Origin of the sequence: Streptomyces sp. R-07 (assembly GCF_049913175.1) — a bacterium.
In the GTDB taxonomy this organism is placed as follows: Bacteria; Actinomycetota; Actinomycetes; order Streptomycetales; family Streptomycetaceae; genus Streptomyces.
The window spans coordinates 7107703-7125701 of the sequence record NZ_CP183978.1 but is presented as its reverse complement, the minus strand read 5'-3'; the positions used below and the strand labels follow the sequence as shown (position 1 = coordinate 7125701).

At 69.9% G+C, this 17999-nt stretch carries 9 protein-coding genes; 4 read left to right on the top strand and 5 right to left on the bottom strand.

Features of this window, described 5'->3' with window-relative positions:
- Window position 1: 1 nt before the first annotated feature.
- Together ACN9M0_RS32510 and ACN9M0_RS32505 are read right to left on the bottom strand one after the other, a co-directional pair.
- A complete protein-coding gene (locus tag ACN9M0_RS32510; RefSeq protein ID WP_426405359.1) occupies window positions 2-7675 on the bottom strand; it encodes a DNRLRE domain-containing protein in 7674 nt (2557 codons plus the stop codon).
- A gap of 1137 nt (window positions 7676-8812) precedes the next feature.
- The gene (locus ACN9M0_RS32505; RefSeq protein WP_426404686.1) at window positions 8813-9358 is read right to left on the bottom strand and encodes an erythromycin esterase family protein; all 546 of its coding nucleotides are present in this window, start codon (window positions 9356-9358) and stop codon (window positions 8813-8815) included.
- 467 nt (window positions 9359-9825) lie between these two features.
- Between ACN9M0_RS32505 and ACN9M0_RS32500 the strand changes: the two genes are divergently transcribed.
- From ACN9M0_RS32500 to ACN9M0_RS32490, 3 genes are all read left to right on the top strand, one after another.
- Entirely contained in the window at window positions 9826-11058 is a 1233-nt protein-coding gene (locus tag ACN9M0_RS32500; protein WP_426404685.1) for a PP2C family protein-serine/threonine phosphatase, read from the top strand.
- Window positions 11059-11244: 186 nt separating this feature from the next.
- Window positions 11245-13839, top strand: a complete 2595-nt coding sequence (locus ACN9M0_RS32495; RefSeq protein ID WP_426404684.1) for a LuxR C-terminal-related transcriptional regulator — start codon at window positions 11245-11247, stop codon at window positions 13837-13839.
- A gap of 115 nt (window positions 13840-13954) precedes the next feature.
- Window positions 13955-14152, top strand: a complete 198-nt coding sequence (locus ACN9M0_RS32490; RefSeq protein WP_366041109.1) for a hypothetical protein — start codon at window positions 13955-13957, stop codon at window positions 14150-14152.
- 11 nt (window positions 14153-14163) lie between these two features.
- On the opposite strand, the gene ACN9M0_RS32485 is transcribed toward ACN9M0_RS32490, so the two are convergent.
- From ACN9M0_RS32485 to ACN9M0_RS32475, 3 genes are all read right to left on the bottom strand, one after another.
- Window positions 14164-15516, bottom strand: coding sequence for an anaerobic sulfatase maturase (locus tag ACN9M0_RS32485; protein WP_366041108.1), 1353 nt, complete (start codon window positions 15514-15516; stop codon window positions 14164-14166).
- 76 nt (window positions 15517-15592) lie between these two features.
- Window positions 15593-16036, bottom strand: a complete 444-nt coding sequence (locus tag ACN9M0_RS32480) for a hypothetical protein (RefSeq protein ID WP_399701597.1) — start codon at window positions 16034-16036, stop codon at window positions 15593-15595.
- 45 nt (window positions 16037-16081) lie between these two features.
- Window positions 16082-16486: a DUF7144 family membrane protein gene (locus ACN9M0_RS32475; protein WP_366041106.1), complete on the bottom strand. Its 405-nt coding sequence runs from the start codon at window positions 16484-16486 to the stop codon at window positions 16082-16084.
- Window positions 16487-16637: 151 nt separating this feature from the next.
- On the opposite strand from ACN9M0_RS32475, the gene ACN9M0_RS32470 reads away from it, so the two are divergent.
- Window positions 16638-17945, top strand: coding sequence for a cation:proton antiporter (locus ACN9M0_RS32470; protein ID WP_399701594.1), 1308 nt, complete (start codon window positions 16638-16640; stop codon window positions 17943-17945).
- Window positions 17946-17999: the final 54 nt, after the last annotated feature.

The window sequence follows — 17999 nt, the reverse complement described above, 5'->3', positions numbered from 1 at the left end:
ATCATGGCATCGATCCGGTGGGGACGGGAGCACCGGTGTTCTGATCGTTGTACATCCCGAGGTTCTGGCCCTTCAGGGTGTTCGGGATGTACGTGTTGATCTGGATGCCCGGCGTCCCGTCGGGGTTCTGGCCGTATGCCGTCAGGGTGAACCCCGTCGGCACCGTTCTCGCGCCACTGTAGGTCGGTGTCACGGTGTACATGACGTCCTGCCCCGCCTGGATCGCGTCATACACCTGCTGTTCGTAGTTCTGCATGTTGTTGGCCCCCTGGTCGGAGCCGTCCTGCCAGGCGTTGGCCCCTCGGGAGCAGGTCGCCAGGTTGTTCAGCTCGGTGCCCGATCCGGAGAGCTGGTTGGCGAGCAGGTGGCAGGCGTTGATGTTCTGCTGGACCGGCTGTGCGCCCAGGTGTCCGGCCACGCGCTGCGCCCACCGGTATCCGGGAGGGGCGACGGTGGACGTGTCGGTGGCCGAGCCGCTGTGCGAGTCCAGGTAGTCCTTGTTCAGGCAGGCCGTGACGCCCGTGGACCGGTTGCCGTTGCTGGCGTCCACGTCGCCGTGCTGGACCCAGCCGTCGCCGCATCCCTTCTTGCTGTCGTCGTCGGTGTCGTCGGGGCCGGGGCGGGGCTTCGGGATCGGCTTGGGATCCTCCTTCGGCTTCTCCGCCTCGCCCTCGTCCGCGTCCTCGTTGATCTCCTCCGCGACCTTCTCGACGACCGCCGCCACAGCGAGGACGACCACCGCGACGACCAGGACCACGGCGACCACTTCGAGGACCGCGACCGCGGCGGCGATCGGCGCCAGCGCGGCGAGGAAGGCGAAGTGCCCGTCGATCTCCACGTTGCTGATCGGGTTGCCGCCGGTGAAGGCGTAGCGGTTTCCGGTGAAGGGATCGCTGCCGAGCCCCATGTCGGCGAGGGCGCCGTTGTACATGTCCCGGGTGGTGAAGCGGTTCAGGCCCGGGTCGTAGTCGCGGAAGCCCATGTCGTACGTGCCGGACTGGGAGTCCCACCGTTTGGCGTTGTAGCGGTAGGAGTTGTACGGCTCCTTGGTGGGGTCGGTGGCATCGGGCTTGTCGATGCCGGTGAACTCCGACCGGTCCTCGTTGCCGTAGGCGGTGTAGCCGTAGGTGGCCTTGGTGTCGCCGTTCTTGTCGGTCAGCGTCTCGACGTCGGTGTGGCTGTTGTAGCCGTAGTACGCGTCCTCGGTCGTGCCGTCGTCGTTGTGCGTGACCTGGGAGAGCCGCTGGCCCCAAGGGCTGTACTGGTACGACTTGGTGAGCTTGCCGGCGACCTCCTCGTTGAGGACCTCCTGTGAGAGGCCGAGGTAGGTGTAGTCGGTCGTCCTGCCGTCGGCGGTCATGGACGTGGTGCGGTCCAGCGGGTCGAACGTGTAGGTGGTGGACTTCATCGCGCCGGTGCCGTCCCGCTGCTGGGACTCGACGACGTGGTCGAAGCCGTCGTACACGCTCCGCGAGACGATCTGGCCGCCCTTGGTGACGGACTCCTGCCGCCCGAACGGGTCGTAGTTGAAGGAGGACGTGGCTCCCGCCGTGGTCGAGGTGAGGAGCCGGTTGCGGTCGTAGCCGAAGGTCGTGGACGTGTTGTCGACGCTCTGGCTGACGACGTTGGCGTTGTCGTCGTGGACGTAGGTCTCGGTGCTCGCTCCGTTGCCGGTCTTGACCGCCTTGGCGAGGCGGTCCACCGGGTCGTAGCCGAAGTCGGTGGTGGACTCCAGGTACGCCGAGTGGTCGTCGGCGTTCATCTTCTTCGCCGCGTCCTGCGCCTTGTTGCCGTTGGCGTCGTAGGCGTAGGTGTGCGAGGCGACGAGCGTGCCGTCCGGCTTCTTCTCCGTGGTGGTCCTGACCGCGCCGTCGAGGTAGTAGGTCGTGTCGACGGTGTTGCCGTTGTCCTTGGTCTCGCGCAGGACCTTCCCGCGGTCGGTGTACGTGTACGTCGAGACCTTGGGGTCGGGGTCCGTGGGCGATGTGCCGACCGAGACCGTTCCGACCAGCTCACGTGGGTCGTAGGTGTAGCTGGAGAACTGGCCGGGGTGCGTGACCGTCTGCGGCTGGCTGTTGGCGTCGTAGCTGTAGGAGGTGCTCTTCTTCTCCTGGCCGGCCAGCGCCTCGGTGACCTTGGCGACCTGGTTCAGCTCCGTGTAGGCGATGGTGTACGCGTCGATCTTCGCGCCGGACGAGGTGTCGTCGATCGAGGTGAGATTGCCGTTGAGGTCGTAGGCGTAACGGAACTGGTGTTTCTCCGTGTCCGTCTCGCCAGCGGTGTCGCGGACCAGTTTCACGCCGTCGGCGACGACGGCTCCGCCGCTGTTCTGGAGGAGTTCCAGCTTGGCCGTGTTGCCCTGGGCGAAGTCGTAGGAGCCCAGGCTGAGCCAGGCACCGCCGCCGGTGGACTGGTCGAGGGTCTTCTCCGTGGCTCCGCCGGAGTGGGTGATCTTGTACTTCGCGGTCGTGGCGGCCCCGGAGACCTGCGGGAACCTGACGTAGGCGGTGTACTTCCCCGCCTTGGGGATGTTCAGGGTCCAGGTGAAGGTGTCCGTGCCGGTGCCCGCGGCGTGGACCTGGTGGTCGTAGCCCTGCTGTCCGGCGAGGGAACTCTTGGTCCAGGTGCCACTGGAGGTGGTGTTCTGGACGTCGGAGTTGTCGACGAGCGGGACCGCGGTGCCGACCGGCACGCCGTCGTCCGTCTTGTCCTTGAGCTTGCCGTTCGGGTAGTACGACCAGCCCATCGTGCGGCTGACGGACCCGCCCGCCGACGTCAGCGTCCGGGCGGTCTGCTGCCCGAGGTCGTTGTAGTCGTAGGTGGTGACGATGTCCCACGCGTCGGTCGTCGACTTGGCCCAGCCGTTGTCGAAGTAGCCGGCGACGCTGTCGTTGCGGACCGTCTGGCCCTCGGACGGGGGCGCCGAGGTCCTGATGACCCTGCCGACCTCGTCGTAGAACGTCTGGGTGTAGACGTTCGGGTTGTTGTAGCGGCCGTCCGCCGGGTCGTACGGCTGGTACTGCTTGAACGGCCGGTTCAGCGCGTCGTACTCGGTGCGCGAGACGAAGTCGTCGGCGGCCGCCGTGGCCGTGCCGCGCGGGGTGACGACCTTGGTGGGGTTGCCCACCTGGTCGTACTCGTAGCGGGTCGTCCGGTAGGTGATGTCCCCGCCGCTGCCCTCGTGCGGGACCTTGATCTCGGTCTGCTTGCCCCTCTCGTCGTAGCTGATCAGGGTTTCGTTGCCCTCGGCGTCCTTGGTGGCGACGGGGAGCGAGTCCTTGTCGTACGTGCGGGAGGTGGTCTTGCCGAGTGCGTCGGTGGCCGCGGTGATGCGGTGGTCGAGGTCGTAGGTGGTCTTGGCGGAGAAGTCGTCCGGATCGGCGGTCGCGTTCTTCTTCGGGTCGATGACCTTGACCGGGTTGCCGACGACGTCGTACTCGTAGGAGATCTTGTGACCCAGCGCGTTGACCACGGAGGTCAGCTGGTAGATCTCGTTGTAGATGTTGGTGGTGACGAAGTCGCCGGGGTCCGCCGTGGTCGCGGTGCCCTTGGGCTCCGTCGTCCTGACGACGTGACCGGCCTTGTCGTAGGTGTAGGTCGTCGTGCGTTCGGCGGCGGTGGCCGAATCCTTGGGCGCGGTCGCCGAGGTGATCTGGTCCGCGGCGTCGTACACCGCGGTGGACACGGCACCGTTGGGTGCGGTGGCCCTCACGACGTTGTCGTTGGCGTCGAAGACCGGCGCCGGGGTGGTGATCAGAATGCCCTTGGCCTGGTCCTTGGGCACGGTGTTGACCAGCGGACGTCCGAACGTGTCGTACGTCTGGGTGGTCTTCTTGCCGAGCGCGTCGGTGACCTGGGTGACCTGACCGCGCTCGTCGTAGAGGTACGTGGTGCTGTTGTTCAGCGCGTCGGTGATCTTCGCCGGGTATCCGGTGGGACCGAACTCGCTGTTGGTGACGGGATTGCCGTTGGCGTCCCTCACCTTGGTCAGCAGGCCGTGGGAGTCGTACTCGTACGACGTGGTGTAGTCGCCCGCGGTCGGGGAGGCCACGCCCTTGGGGTCCGTGACCGTCTTCAGGTTGCCGAAGGTGTCGTAGCCGAAGAGCCAGGAACGGCCCTGTGTGGACGTCTTGCGGTAGAGGTCGGCCGCGTATCCGTCCAGACGCGTCTGGTACTCGAACTTCTGCGCGTTGACGGGGTAGACCCCAGGCGCGCAGTCGCTCTGCGGCGGCGCACCGGCCTTGTTGTGCTCGGCGTCACGCTTCCACAGCGGATAGCCGGTCCGCGGGTCGAAGCAGTACGCCGTGATCGCCCCGTTGGCCTCTTCGAGGTACGTGACGTTGTTGTCGGCGTCCCAGGCCAGCTTCGTGGTCTGGGCCTTGGCGTTGGTGGTCCGCAGCGGGCGGCCGAAGTCGTCGGTCACATAGTCCGCGGAGTGGTTCTCCGCGTCGGTGACCCGGGTGGAGACGTACGCCGGGTTGGCGGTGTCCTTGGCGTACGTGAAGGTGGTGGCGCCCTGCAGCCGGTCGGTCAGGGTCTGCGTCCACCAGTGGAACTTCGGGTCGTCGCCCTCCTTCGGGTAGTAGTACGCGAGGCCGGTGCTGTTGCCGCGCGGGTCGGTGATCTTGACCAGCTTGACGTTCTTGTTGCCCTGCGTGGCGTCGTACTCGAAGGCGAAGACCTTGGGCTGGGCGGTGCCGGCGCCGTCCGTCAGGCGCGTCAGCAGGCCCTTGTCGGAGTACGCGAAGGTGACCTTGCGCCCGGAGATGTCGGTGACCGACTGGATGTGGTCGACGATCTTCGGGCTGGACGCCTCGGTCTTGTCGTAGTAGTCGACGGTCAGGGACTGCCGGCCCGCCGGGTCCGTGATGTAGGCGAGGAACTTGGTGGGCTTGTTGTTGGACTTGCGCTCCTCGTACGTGAACGACTGCGTATTGCCGTTCTTGTCGATCGTCGAGGTCATGTAGCCGTCGCAGCCGAACAGGAACCGCGTCCCGTCGGGGCGTGTCATCGTCCAGGCGTCCGGGATCGGGTCCTTGGCCGGGGTGCAGTCGAGGCCCGGCTTGGCGGCGAGCCGGTAGTGCACGCCCGCCGGAGCCTTCCAGGAGCCGTCGTCCTGCTTGCGGAAGACGTGCGTGGTGCCGTCGCCGTCCGGGAGACGGATCTCGGTCGGGTTCGGGTTCGGGTGGAAGTCCAGCGGCGCGCCGAGCCGGACCGGTCCCGCGGCCTGGAAGGACCAGCCGGGCCCGGACACCGTGTCCGAGGTGTCCAGGGAGTTGTACGCGAACCGCACGAAGGTGCTCAGACCTCGGCCGGGGTTGCTGAACGCGTTGTAGGACCAGACGGTGTTGCCCGCCGCCGTGTTGTTCATGACGGTCGAGCCGGCGCCCGTGTTCTTGCCCGCGAAGGAGTAGTACTTCTCCAGACCGAGCTGGTCCGACGTCGGGTCCTCGACGGCCACGTTCTGCTTGAGCCCGGGGATGCCGCCGGTGTCGGACAGCCACGTGTTCGCGGTCTTGTCGAGGACGTCCCAGGTCAGTACGTACTCGGTGCGCTTGTTGCCCGAGTCGGAGTTGATCGGGGTCTCGACCTGTGCCTGGAGGGTGACCGAGTCGCCGGGGGCGACGTCGCCCGGCAGGACGGTGCGGACCTGGTTGCCGCCGTTGGTGACGTCCGTCCCGTCGGGCAGGGCCCAGCGGTAGGTGAGGACCTGGTCGGCGGCCTTCCACACGGCCGTGGTGGTGTTGGTGAGGGTGAACTCCACCGTGTGCGTGGAGTTGGGGGTCATCCGGGCCGGGGTCCGCGGCGCGTAGTACGTCGACTCGGTGGTGGAGTCGATGTAGGTGACCACGATCCTCGGGTGCAGCCGGGCTTCGGCCGCCTCGGAGGACAGGAAGACGGTGCGCTCCTGCGTGGCGCTCTCGTCGGCCGTCTTGACGACCACGCCCCTCTGCGAGGCGGGGGTCTTCACCCAGGACTGCGCGAGTGAGGTGACGTTCCATTCGCGGCGCGCCGGGTCGTTGCTGATCGACCCGATGTCCGCCACCGTGGCGCCGAGGTCACCGCCCTGGGCGGTCCAGGCGGTGGTGGCGTCCGCCTTGGCCCAGGTCGCCGTCGCCTCGTCGAAGTCGCGGGTCAGGGGCCGGAGTTCGTAGACCGCGCCGGGTGCGTCCTGGGTGGTCGTGCTGCTCCACAGGCGCACCTGCGCGTCGACGACCCGGGCGGTGGCGGGGATGCCCAGAGCGGGGAACTTGAGCAGTGTCCGGGCCTTGCCGAGGGTCGGGGAGTTGTTCCCGGCGGAGACCCAGCTCTGCGGGCCGCCGTCGTCGAGTGCGTCGTGGGGGACGGTCGGCTGGGCCGAGGACAGGGTCGTGTCCTGGCTGGCTTCGAGCACCTTGGTGATCCGGCCGGCCTTGGGCAGCCGCACCAGTTGCGTCGGTGCCGGGAGGACCTGTCCGTCCTTCGTCTTCACCGCGATCATGTAGTAGTAGGCCCGGCCCAGCGGATCGGGATCGTCCGCCCTGGTCGGCACCGCCGTACTGTCGGTGAAGGCCGTCGTGCCGGGTGCCACCGGGGAGACCAGGGTCGAGGCCGACGGGGTGAAGGTCTGGTAGATGGAGCGGTGGACCTGGTACTCGACGATGTCGTCGTCGGTCGCGAAGGGGTCGTCGTCCTGGTAGGCGGACCAGTTGAGCTCCGCGCCCGTGTCGTGGATCGCGCTGGGCGGAGCGAGGTCCACGCCGACCCGGCCGAAGGTGAGGACGAGACGGGGGTAGTTGGCGGCCTCGCCCATGTAGGCGTACTCGCTGCCCTCGTACCGAGGACCGCCCCTGGGGCCGCTCGCCGACTCGTCGCCGGCCTTGACGACGAAGCCGTGGTTGGCGTTCGTGCCGTCGACCCACGACTGGACGGTCCTGGTCACCGGGAAGGTGTGCCAGGTGTTGGCCTCGCCGGGCTTCTTGGTGACCACGCCGCCCTTGGTGAAGCGGACGGAGTCGGCGAGCACGGCGGTGGAGGTGGAGGCGGGGCCGTCACCGAGGACGACCTTGCCCAGGGTGCCCGCCTTGAACGGGTGACTTCCCAGGGTCTTCCACACCCCGGCCGTGCCCGCCGCCTGGTTGACGCCGTAGGTCTGCGATCCGCCGTCGTAGTGGACGGTGTACGGGGCCGCCGTCGCCCGGTCGGAGGCCGGGACGTAGTGGGCCTCGACCTGGTAGGTGCCGTCCTCCGGGAGGCTCGGCCGCCAGGTGTAGGTGTCCCCTGCGACCGAGTCCTTGTTGTACAGGTAGTCCCGGTTGGTCGCGTACTGCGTGTACGCGGTGTTGCCGGAGGCGGGCCAGGCGCCGGTGGCCGCGGTGGTACCCGCGTCCCCGTCGTCGACCAGGACCGAGGTGCCGGACAGCTCACCGGTGAGGGCACTGGCGCTGTTCCACGTCGCGGTCGACTCGCTCCACTCCTGCGTGGCCCGGTGCGCCTCCAGCTGCACCTCGGTGTCACCCGTGGTGTGCGTCTGGTCGTAGTACAGCTTCAGGTCGGCCGAGTCCACCTTGGTGCCCACGGGAATGCCTGCCAGCGGGAACTTCAGGAGCGCACGCGAGGAGCCGGTGGAGGTGTTGCCGACCGACAGGCGCCAGCTCCCGTCGTAGTTCTCCGTGGGCCCGTCGGAGGAGATCATCACGTCCTGGGCCTGGGAGGGCGCCGGCGCGATCGTGATCGTCGGGTCGATGGTGACCGGGTACTGCCGTTCCTTGGCGGCCAGCCAGGTCGCGTCCGGCGTCACCCGGAGCTTCCAGCCCTTGCCCGTCCTGATGAGCTTCTGCTCCACGGCGGTGCTGTAGCCGGTGCCGTACGGCGTCCGCGCGTCCTGGCGCGCGTCGGTCATGAACGCGGCGGGGATCACGAGCTCCGGATCGGCGCCCTCCCCGTAGAACGCGATCGAGCCGTCCTCGCGGGCCTTGGGCGTGAGACCGCCCGTGTCGAGGGTGAAGGTGAACGACACCGCTCCGGCCGGGCGTTCGGCCAGGACGATGTTCTCCTTCACGCGTCCCGGGCCGACCTGGTACGCGAGGTCCACACCCGGAAGCGCGTCCTTGTACGTGACGCTGTTGTCCGAGGCCGTCGGCGCGAGCCGGGCCGGGCCCTCCAGACCGATCGTCACCACGTGTCCGGTCCCGGACTCGAACCGCAGCAGACGGCCCGCGTGCGAGCCGAACCAACTGTGCGTCACATTCGTCGTGTTGGCGAAGGCGAACCCGGCGGCGTCCGTCGCGCGAACCGTCGGATCGATGTCCTTCCACGCCGCTCCGGACCGGTAGGCCGTCGGTACGACCGACACCTCGGCCTGTATCCGGCCGTCGGAAAGCTTCCAGAAGCGCTCGTTGGCGGTCCGCCTGCCCGTCAGTTCCCCGACGCGTCTCGGCTTTGCGGCCGCTTTGCCCTCAGGCAGCTTCTCCCGGCTCGGCAGGATCGCATGTCCGCCGGCCTTCGGCTCGGCGGGCCCGCTCTCGTCCTCATCGCCCGAGAACCAGCCCTTGACGGTATCGACAACGCCTTCACCGCCGCCGTCCGACGGCTCTGCCGCATAGGCGACGTTCGGTAATGCGGTGGAGATGACGGCGGAGACCGCGAGGCACGCTATGGCCCGCCCGGATCCTGCCCATATCGCTCTCGATTTCAAGCCATTCCCTCCTTCGGCGCCATTCGCACAGACGAGAAGGCGCACCGGTAGTTCGGCGAGGGGTGTCTAAAGCGCTTTTCATGATCATGTCAAACAAGGGTACGAGTGGGCCCAATCCAGCTATGTGGCGGGGAATCAGGAATCCTCCCTCCTTTCACCCCGGGAGTCGGTGCGCGGGCGGGGTTCGCACGCGCCGAAGCGCCGCCGACGATCCGTCGGCCGGCCACCGCCGAGGGCGCCCGCACTGCGCGAACGTCTCCTCGAACTCCTCACCCCCGTACGGCCGGTGGCCGCTTCGGCCTCGGAAGGGGCGGATACCTGCAGGCGCCGCACCGGGGAGGCCTGGCGGACTTGGATGAGCACGTCGAAGGCGTCGGCCAGGGAGGCGACGGCCAGGTGCTCGGCGGCGTCCCGGGCCGGAGTGTAAGCGCCGTTGATGACCCGGGCCTTCGCCGGTCCGTCCCACCGGCGGCGGGTGTCCTCGTCGCGCAGGTCCAGCCACTGGGCGGGCAGGTCCGCCCTGCCGAGCCTCGCGTCGACCAGGCCGGCGGCCGGCTCCGGGAGGACGGCGATGCCGAGGTCCCCGTGGTGGAAGCCGATCGCCACGGAGACGTACCGTCCGCCGTGGCCCTCGCGCAGCAGGCTGCCGACGGTGGCCTGCGGGCCGCGCTCGGGCACCACACCCAGGAGGATCTCGGCCGCCGACGTGTGCGCGATGCCGTCCCCAGTAGGCGGTGCGCAGGCCGCTCCGGCGCTGGAAGCCGGCGACGACCCCGGCCCACGTCTCGGCCTCGCCCGCGTAGTCGGCCCGCCCGGCGACGCTGTGCTCGTGGAAGTCCACGATCAACCGCATCCTCCCCGCACCTCGTCGGCACCGGGCAGGGACTCGACCAGCGCGAGGGCATCGCGGGCATGCTCTGCGAACGGGCGCCCCGGTACCGCCCACGAGACCGAGGAGCACGTGCAGCGCGCGCGGGGGTCCAGGACATCGTCGTAGTCGGCGCTCCGCGCCTGGACGGGCTTCACACCGAAGATCCGGACCGCCCAGGTGACACGGGAGCCCGCGAGGCCCCGTAACAGGGCTCCTGGGCGCCTCCGCTCCTATCGTGGAGCCGCACAGTGACGATCGGCGCCAAGGTGGGCAGCGTATGAGGAAACCGCAGATCGACTACACGGCGGTCTTCCACGCCCTGCCCGGAATGGTGGCTCTGCTCACGCCCGACCTGGTGTACGCCGACGCCAACGAGGACTTCCTGCGGCTGGCCGGGCGCCCGCGCGAGGAGTTGCTGGGCCGCTACATCTTCGACGTCTTCCCCGAGAACCCCAACGACGCGGCCGCGGCCGGCAGGCGGGAGACCGAGGCGTCGATGCTGCGCGTAGTGGCCACCGGCGAGCGGGACACCATGGCGCTCCTGCGCTACGACATCGAGGACCCCGGGCGGCCCGGCCACTGGGTGAAACACTTCTGGAGCCCCGTCAACGCACCCGTGCTGGGCCCGGACGGGCAGGTGGTGCTGATCGTCCACCGGGTGGAGGAGGTGACGGAGCTCATCCGCGCCCGCGGCGGCGTGGGCAACGAAGGCGGCCGGGCCCGCGTGCTGGAGGCGGAGCTCTACACCCGCGCCCGTGAGCTGCAGGAGGTCAACGAACGTCTGCGCCGGGCTCATGCGCGCGAGCGTGAGGTCGCCCTGGCTCTGCAGGAGGCGATGCTGCCCGCCCCGACGCCCATCGGGCACCACCGGGCAGCCGTCCGCTACCGGCCCGCTGTCGGGGCCCTGAACGTGTGCGGGGACTGGTACGACCTGGTCGACCTGCCCGGGGACCGTATCGCGGTCGCCGTCGGCGACGTGGTCGGCCACGGCCTGGGAGCCGCCTGCGTGATGGGGCAGCTGCGCAGTGCGCTGAGCGCAGCCGCCCGTGTCGCCGACGGCCCGGCCCAGGCCCTGGAAGCCCTGGGCCTGTATGCCCGGCATGTCGACGGGGCCGAGTCGACCACGGTGGTGAAGGCATTCGTCGACTGGGACACCCACACGCTCACGTACAGCAGCGCCGGCCATCCTCCGCCCGCGCTGCTCCACCCGGACGGCACCGTGACCTTCCTCGACCAGGCGACCGATCCCCCGCTCGGCGCCCGCCCCGAACACGTCCCGCGGCCGCAGGCCAGCACGGCCTTCGCCGAGGGTGCCACCCTGGTCATGTACACCGATGGGCTGATCGAGCGCCGTGGCGAGGACATCGACGTGAGCCTGACCCGCCTCGCCGACTCCCTCGTCCGTCATGGGCACGCCGGCCCCGAAGCCCTGGCCGACGCCCTCTTGGCCGACCTCCTCCTGTCCGGCGGCAACCCCGACGACACAGCACTGGTCGTCATCCGTCTGTGATCCGTGCTGCGGCGGAGGCGGAGGGATCGGGGTCCTGTCCGATTTGACTCTGCGGCCGGTTCTGCCAACGTGGTGAGTGTCATGCCCCACACACCCCGCGGCTCTGCCCGCGAAGGCGCCGCCGGGGCCCTTGTGTCGAACGGCGACCCCGTTCTCGCCGCTCGGTTCGCTGTGCCCAGGATGCCCATGACGTTCATCCGCAGGCCTCGGCTGGCGGAATGCCTCACGCGTGCCCTGGACGGCCCGGGCCGCTTGGTCCTGGTCAACGGGCCGGCGGGGGCGGGCAAGACGTTGCTGGTCGCGGACTGGGCCCGCACGCCACCTCTGCCGGGTCCGGTGGTGTGGCTGACGGTCGAGCCCGGGGACAACGCCCCGGGAATCTTCTGGGCCTACGTGCTGGAGGCCCTGCGTCACCACGGGCTGACCCTGCCCGATGACATCGCGAGTCCCGCTCGCTCCGGCGAGGTCGACGACTCGCTGCTGTCCCGGCTCGCGGCGTACCTGAACGGCCGGACCGAGCCGGTGATCGTCGTTCTCGACGAGTTCGAACGGGTCTCCGCGCCGGAAGTCGCCGACGAACTGCAGTTCGTACTGCACCACGCGGGCGCAGGGCTGCGCCTGGTCCTCGTCAGCCGTACCGAGCCGCTGCTGCCGCTGCATCGGTACCGCGCCGCCGGCGAGGTGACGGAGATCCGCGATGCCGACCTGGCATTTCTGCCCGAGGAGACGGCCGATCTGGCGAGACGGCACGGTCTGTCCCTGTCGGACGAGGGCACGCGCGCGCTGACCGTACGGACCGGTGGATGGGCCGCGGGTCTGCGCCTGTGCGTCCTCGCGGCGCAGCGGGCAGAGGACCCGGAGACCTTTTTGAAGGAGTTCGAGACGGGCCGGAGCACCGTCGCGGACTTCCTGCTGGCCGAGGTGCTGGAAGCTCAGTCCGCCGTGAGTCAGGACCTGCTGTTGCGAACCAGCATCTGCGAGCGGATCCATCCCGGCCTGGCGAACGCCCTCACCGGACGGGACGACGCCGCTCCCCTTCTCGCGGAGCTGCAGCGCGCGAACGCGTTCGTCGAGCCCATCGGTCACTCGTGGTACCGGCTGCATCCCCTGTTCGCCGAGATCCTGCGTGCCCATCTGAACACCAGGCACCCTGGTCTGGAGTGCGAACTCCATGGCACGGCCGCCCGATGGCTGAGCGATGCCGGACTGCTCGCGGAGGCCCTGCCGCACGCCGCCGACGCGGGGGACTGGGCGTTCGCCGCGGACCGGCTCATCGACGACCTGGCGATCGGGCAGCTCTTCACGGGGCTGGACGCGGACCGGCTCCGCGCGTTGTTCACCAGGATGGCGCCGGACACGCCGGGTCCCGCCGCCGACCTGGTTCGCGCTGCCTGTGAGCTGGCCCGCTGCGACGTCGACCGAGGGCTCGCGGTCCTGGACCGTGCCGAGGCGCACCTGCCCCCCGTAGAGGAACAGGACGCGTCGGCCGCCCACCTGAGCGGTGCGTTGCTACGGGTGATCGCCGGCCGACTGCTCGGCTCGGCGGACATGGCCGAGACCGCTGCCCGGCGGGCGGAGGAACTCGAGGGACGGGAGGTCCTCTCGGCGCGCCTGGAGGCGCATCCGGAGATGCGGGTGCTGAGGCTCGCCGCTCTGGGGTCGGCTCGACTGTGGGGAGGCCGCTTCGACGAGGCCCGCGGGGCGCTCGTCGCTGCGGTGGAGGCGTCCGACGGGCCCTCGACTGCGCTCACCCGGCTCGAGTCCCTCAGCGGACTCGCCCTGATCGACTTGCTGGGTGGATGGCCGGGCCGAGCCGAGACACAGGCGCGGCAGGCGATCCGCGAGGCGGAGCGGTTCGGTCTGCCTCCCTCGGCGCACACCTCTCTCGGGCAACTGGTGCTGGCGGCCGTCGGGATCGAGCGCGACGATCTCGCCTCGGCCCGCACGCATCTCCACCGCGCGACCCTGCGATCTCCCTGCTCCGGCGACCCGCTCACCACGTCCTGGCTGGCCGTCACGCGCTCGCGGGTGCTGGTGGCCGGGGGTGACCCCGTCAAGGCCCTCCACGTACTCGACGGCATCCAGGCCATGCCGTCCACCGCGACGCCCTCACCGTGGGTGGACGCCGAAGTGGCGCTGGCCGCGGCCGCCGCGCACATGGCCCAGGGGCACCCGACGGCAGCAGTCGAGGCGCTGGCCGGCCGGCAGGAGGCAGGACCGGAGTACGCGATTGCCGCTGCCCACGCGCTGCTGGAGGCCGGCGACGACGAAGCGGCACGCTCCCTCGTCGGCACACTGCCCGGCCTCAACAGCCACGGGCCGGCCGTCACGGTCCGCACCTGCCTGGCGCGGGCCGAGATCGCCAACACGCTGGGCGACGAGGCCACGGCCCGGCGCCTCGTGGCCCGCGCCCTCGCCGCCGCCCGGCCGGAGCGCCTGAAACGGCCGTTCCTGGAGGCCGGGCCCTGGCTTCGGCAGCTGCTCGACCGCGGGCCCGCTCCGGGGCGGGCACATGACTGGCCCTGGGCCGGTCCGCCCGCGGAGGCGCACGGCGTGGAGACGGGCGAGCCCGACCCCGGTCCGGTGACCGAGCCGCTCACCGACCGCGAACGCGAAGTCCTGGGCCGGCTGGCGCAGATGATGTCGACGGAGGAAATCGCTGCCGAGCTCTTCCTGTCCGTCAACACCGTCAAGACCCACCTGCGGAACATCTACCGCAAACTCGCGGTGACCCGGCGTGGCGAGGCCGTGCGCCGAGCCCGGGAGCTCCGTCTGCTGTGAGACGTGCGGCGGTCTGCCGAGATCACCCGGTCAGGGTGATGCGCCCGCTCCGCACTACGGCGCAGCATGAGTACGCGGGGGCCGGAGGGACCACACCGGTGAGGGATGCGTGGCCATGCAGTACGAGATCCGCATCGAGGGACAGATGTCGAGGACGATGACCGACGCGTTCCCGGAGCTGGAGAGCTGCATCGTGTCCGGACAGACCTTGTTGTTCGGTCAGGTCATCGACGAGGCACATCTCTACGGGCTGCTCGCCCGGTTCCAATCGCTGGGCCTCCACGTGGTGGAGATGCGCAGGACCGCTCCCTGACGGGTCACGACTCATCGGCGGACCGGTCTGCCATGGCAGCGGGCCCACTTGCGTCCCTCGGCACACGGGCAGGGTGCGTTGTGCGGTCGCTCGGCGTCGGCGTCCTCGTACTGGCGCATGATCAGTGCGGGGGCCTGTCCCCGGCCCAGCAGTCCGGCCATCGTGCGCATCGGCCGGTCGATGTGCTGGAAGAACGCCTGGAAGCCGGCGCACAGATGGTTGAGGCCGGGCTCGCCGTCCGGTGTGGTGTCGAAGCGGTCCTTGGGGCAGCCGCCGTGGCAGGCGAAGCGGACGTCGCAGTCGAGACAGTACCGGGGCAGGGTGTCGTGCTTGTCCTGGCCGAACTTCCGTTGCCGCGGTGAATCGACCAGGTCCAGCATGTGCCGGTCGCCGATGTTGCCGAGCAGGTGACCGGGCTCGACGAAGTGGTCGCAGGAGTACAGGTCCCCGTTGTGCTCCAGGGCGAGGGCGCTTCCGCAGGTCTTGGAGTGAACGCACAGGGAGGGCGGTTCTCCGTACCAGTTGGCCAGGGCCACGTCGAACATCTGGACGTACACCCGGCCGACGTCGTGCCGTACCCAGTCCTCGAAGACGTCGATGAGGAACCGGCCGTACTGCTCCGCCGTGACCGACCGGTCGGTCACGCGGTCGCCCTCCTGCCGGTACAGGGGGCGGTCCTTGGCGCGTGCGCCCCAGCCGTCGTTGGCCAGTGGCAGGTCCTGCGCGGTGGTGCGTTCCACGATCGGGATGAACTGCATGTGCTCGGCGCCGCAGTCGTCGCGCAGAAAGGCGTAGATCTCGCGGCCGTGCCCGGCGTTGGCGTCGTGCAGCGTGGTCAGCGCGTTCCACTGCACGCCGTGTTCGCGCAGCTGCTCCAGTCCGCTCATGACGCGGTCGAAGGTGGGCTTGCCGCCCTTGTCGACGCGGTGGGCGTCGTGGAGCTCGCGGGGGCCGTCGATGGACAGGCCGACGAGGAATTCGTTGTCGCGGAAGAAGCGGGCCCATTCGGCGTCGATGAGCGTGCCGTTGGTCTGGATGGTGTTGACGATCCGCTGGCCGGGACGGGCGTGGCGCCGCTCGTACTCCACGGACCGGCGGAAGAAGTCGAGGCCCATCAGCGTCGGCTCACCCCCCTGCCAGGCCACCGTGACCTCGGGCGCCGGGCCGTGCGCCTCGATCAGCTGCCTGATGTAGGCATCCAGCAGTTCGTCCGCCATGCGGAACCGGCTGCCCTCGTAGAGCAGCTCCTTGGACAGGAAGAAGCAGTAGGTGCAGTCCAGGTTGCAGATCGCCCCTGCCGGCTTGGCCAGCAGGTGGAACGGCCGCCGCGGGACAGTCGGATCGGGCAGCTCTACGGTGCTCATCGGCCCAGGATGGGACGCCTGCCCCGCTGAGCGCGGCACCCGGCACGGGTGGGGCGGGAGATTCCCTCGTACGCCGTCAGAGGTGATCGCGGGGCGAGCGAGTCGTCCCGGTCGGGTCCGCGGCGGGCCGTCGGCAGGCCAGCGATTCGTCCTGCTCACGCACTGCGACTTCGAGCAGGGCTCGGGGCCCGGTCAGTGTGGTCACCGTGGCCAGGTGGCGCGGGCGCCGTACCTCCTTGGGGCCGAGGGGCCGTGCGGCGCTCACGTCGTCCACGGGCACCAGGGCCTTCCGCAGCAGCAGCGGCGCGGGGGTCCAGACGAAGACGTCCTGGACCCACCGCCCGTAGCCGGACCGCCACCGTCTGCGCAGCCCCTCGGCCTCGCCCTCCACGATCCGCGCGGCGCCCCGGAACACGTCCGGCCGACGGGCGAGCCGGCGGCGCCGGCCGAGCATGACCGCCAGGAGCGCCAAGACGACCAGAAGGTCGACGCCGAGCACGGCGAGCAGCGCGATGAGCATGTCGTCACTTCCCCTCGCCGCGGACGGCGGTCCCGGCTCCCTCCGTCAGGCGTCCCGCCGCACGACGCACAGTGCCCAGATGACGAAGGCGTACAGCGCGATCAGGATGATCGACCAGAACGGGTAGTACGGGATCGACAGGAAGTTGGCGATGATCAGCAGCCCCGCGATGCCGACCCCGACGAACCGGGCCCACGTGGCGCGTGCGAAGAGACCCACGCTCACGAGGATGGCGATCACGCCGAGGATCAGCTGGATCCAGCCCCAGCTGGTCAGGTCGAACTTGAAGAGGTAGTTGGGGGTGGACACGTAGACGTCGTCTTCGGCGATCGCCATGATGCCCCGGAGGAGGTCCAGGACGCCGGCGATGAACAGCAGGACGGCGGCGAACGTCGTCAGTCCGCCGGCCGCCCCCTCGGCTCTGTCCGAGCGGTTGTGGGTCGTGGTCATGGTCTTCCTCACTTCGTCGGTGCGACGCAGCACACAACGCTGCTTCTTCGAGCATGCGAGGCGGCCCGGCAGGGGTGATCACCCGCGGCGGGTGATGTTCACGGGCCGGATCGCTGGTGCGCTGAAAGCCCACGGACGGGAGGGCCCGGAGATGAGCGGCGAGACCTGGACCGGTGTGGCCGTGGCGGGCGTCACCGCCGCGTACGCGCTCGGCTCGCGTCGGCTGGCCTCGACACCGGTGTCGTCGGCCATGGTGTTCGTCGGCTGCGGGGTGCTCCTGGGGCCCGCCGTGCTTGATGTCGTCGATCTGGAGCACGACACCGGGAAGATCCTCACCCTGCTCGAAGCCGCCCTCGCCCTGGTCCTGTTCACCGACGCGATGACCGTGCGCCCACGGGACCTGCGGTCCGGCGGCTTTCTGCCGGTCAGGCTGCTCGGCATCGGACTGCCGTTGAGCATCGGAGCGGGCTGGCTGCTGGCATGGCCCCTGCTGCCCGGGCTGACCGTCTGGGAGCTCGCGCTGGTCGGCGCCGTCCTCGCTCCGACGGATGCGGCCCTCGGCAAGACGGCCATGACCAGTCCACGGGTCCCGGCGCTCGTGCGGCAGGGGCTCAACGTGGAGAGCGGTCTGAACGACGGCATGGCACTGCCCTTCTTCGTCCTCTTCCTGGCAGGGATTCCAGGTACGTCCGCGGCCGAGGAGGGTGTGGCGGGAGTGTTCTGGCGGGCGCTGGTGCTGAGCACGGTGCTGGGCCTCGTGGTCGGCGCTGGTGGTGGGCGGCTGCTGGTGGCGGCACAGGCCCGGGGGTGGGTCTCTCGGGAGTGGGCGCAGCTCTTCGTCCCGGCGCTGGCCGCGGCGTCGTACACGCTGGCCGTCGCGGTGGACGGCAGCGGCTTCATCGCCGCGTGGGTCGCCGGATTCTCCTTCGGTCTCGCCCTGCGCCGCTTCCGGCCCGCCGGGGCGGATACCGGTCCGCAGGAGGGATCCGGCGGCACCGCCGACTTCACCGAACACCTCGGCGGGCTCCTGGCCTCGGTCAGTCTGCTCGTCTTCGGCGCGGTGCTCCTCGGTCCGACGCTGGAGGACCTGAGCTGGCGGGTCGTCGGCTACGCGGTGCTCAGTCTGACCGTCGTCCGGATGCTGCCGGTCGCCCTGGCGCTCGCCGGCAGCGGGCTCCGGCTGCCCACGGTGGCGTACATCGGATGGTTCGGGCCACGCGGGCTGGCGTCCGTCGTTCTGGGGCTGCTCGTCCTGGAGGAGCACGTCCACGGTGTGGGGCTGCTGGGCGAGGTGGTCGCGGTCACCGTCGGTCTGAGCGTCCTTCTCCACGGCGTCTCGGCCGTCGCCCTCGCCGACCGGTACGGCCGCTGGATCGAGAGGACCACGGCCACGGGCCGGGAGCTGCGCGAGGGGACACCCGTCCCCGAGGCCGCCCGGCGGCGTATCGCCGCTCGATGACGCCGTACGCCGACTCTGCCGGGACGGTGTGCCGCTCCAGGGCTCCGTCACCCG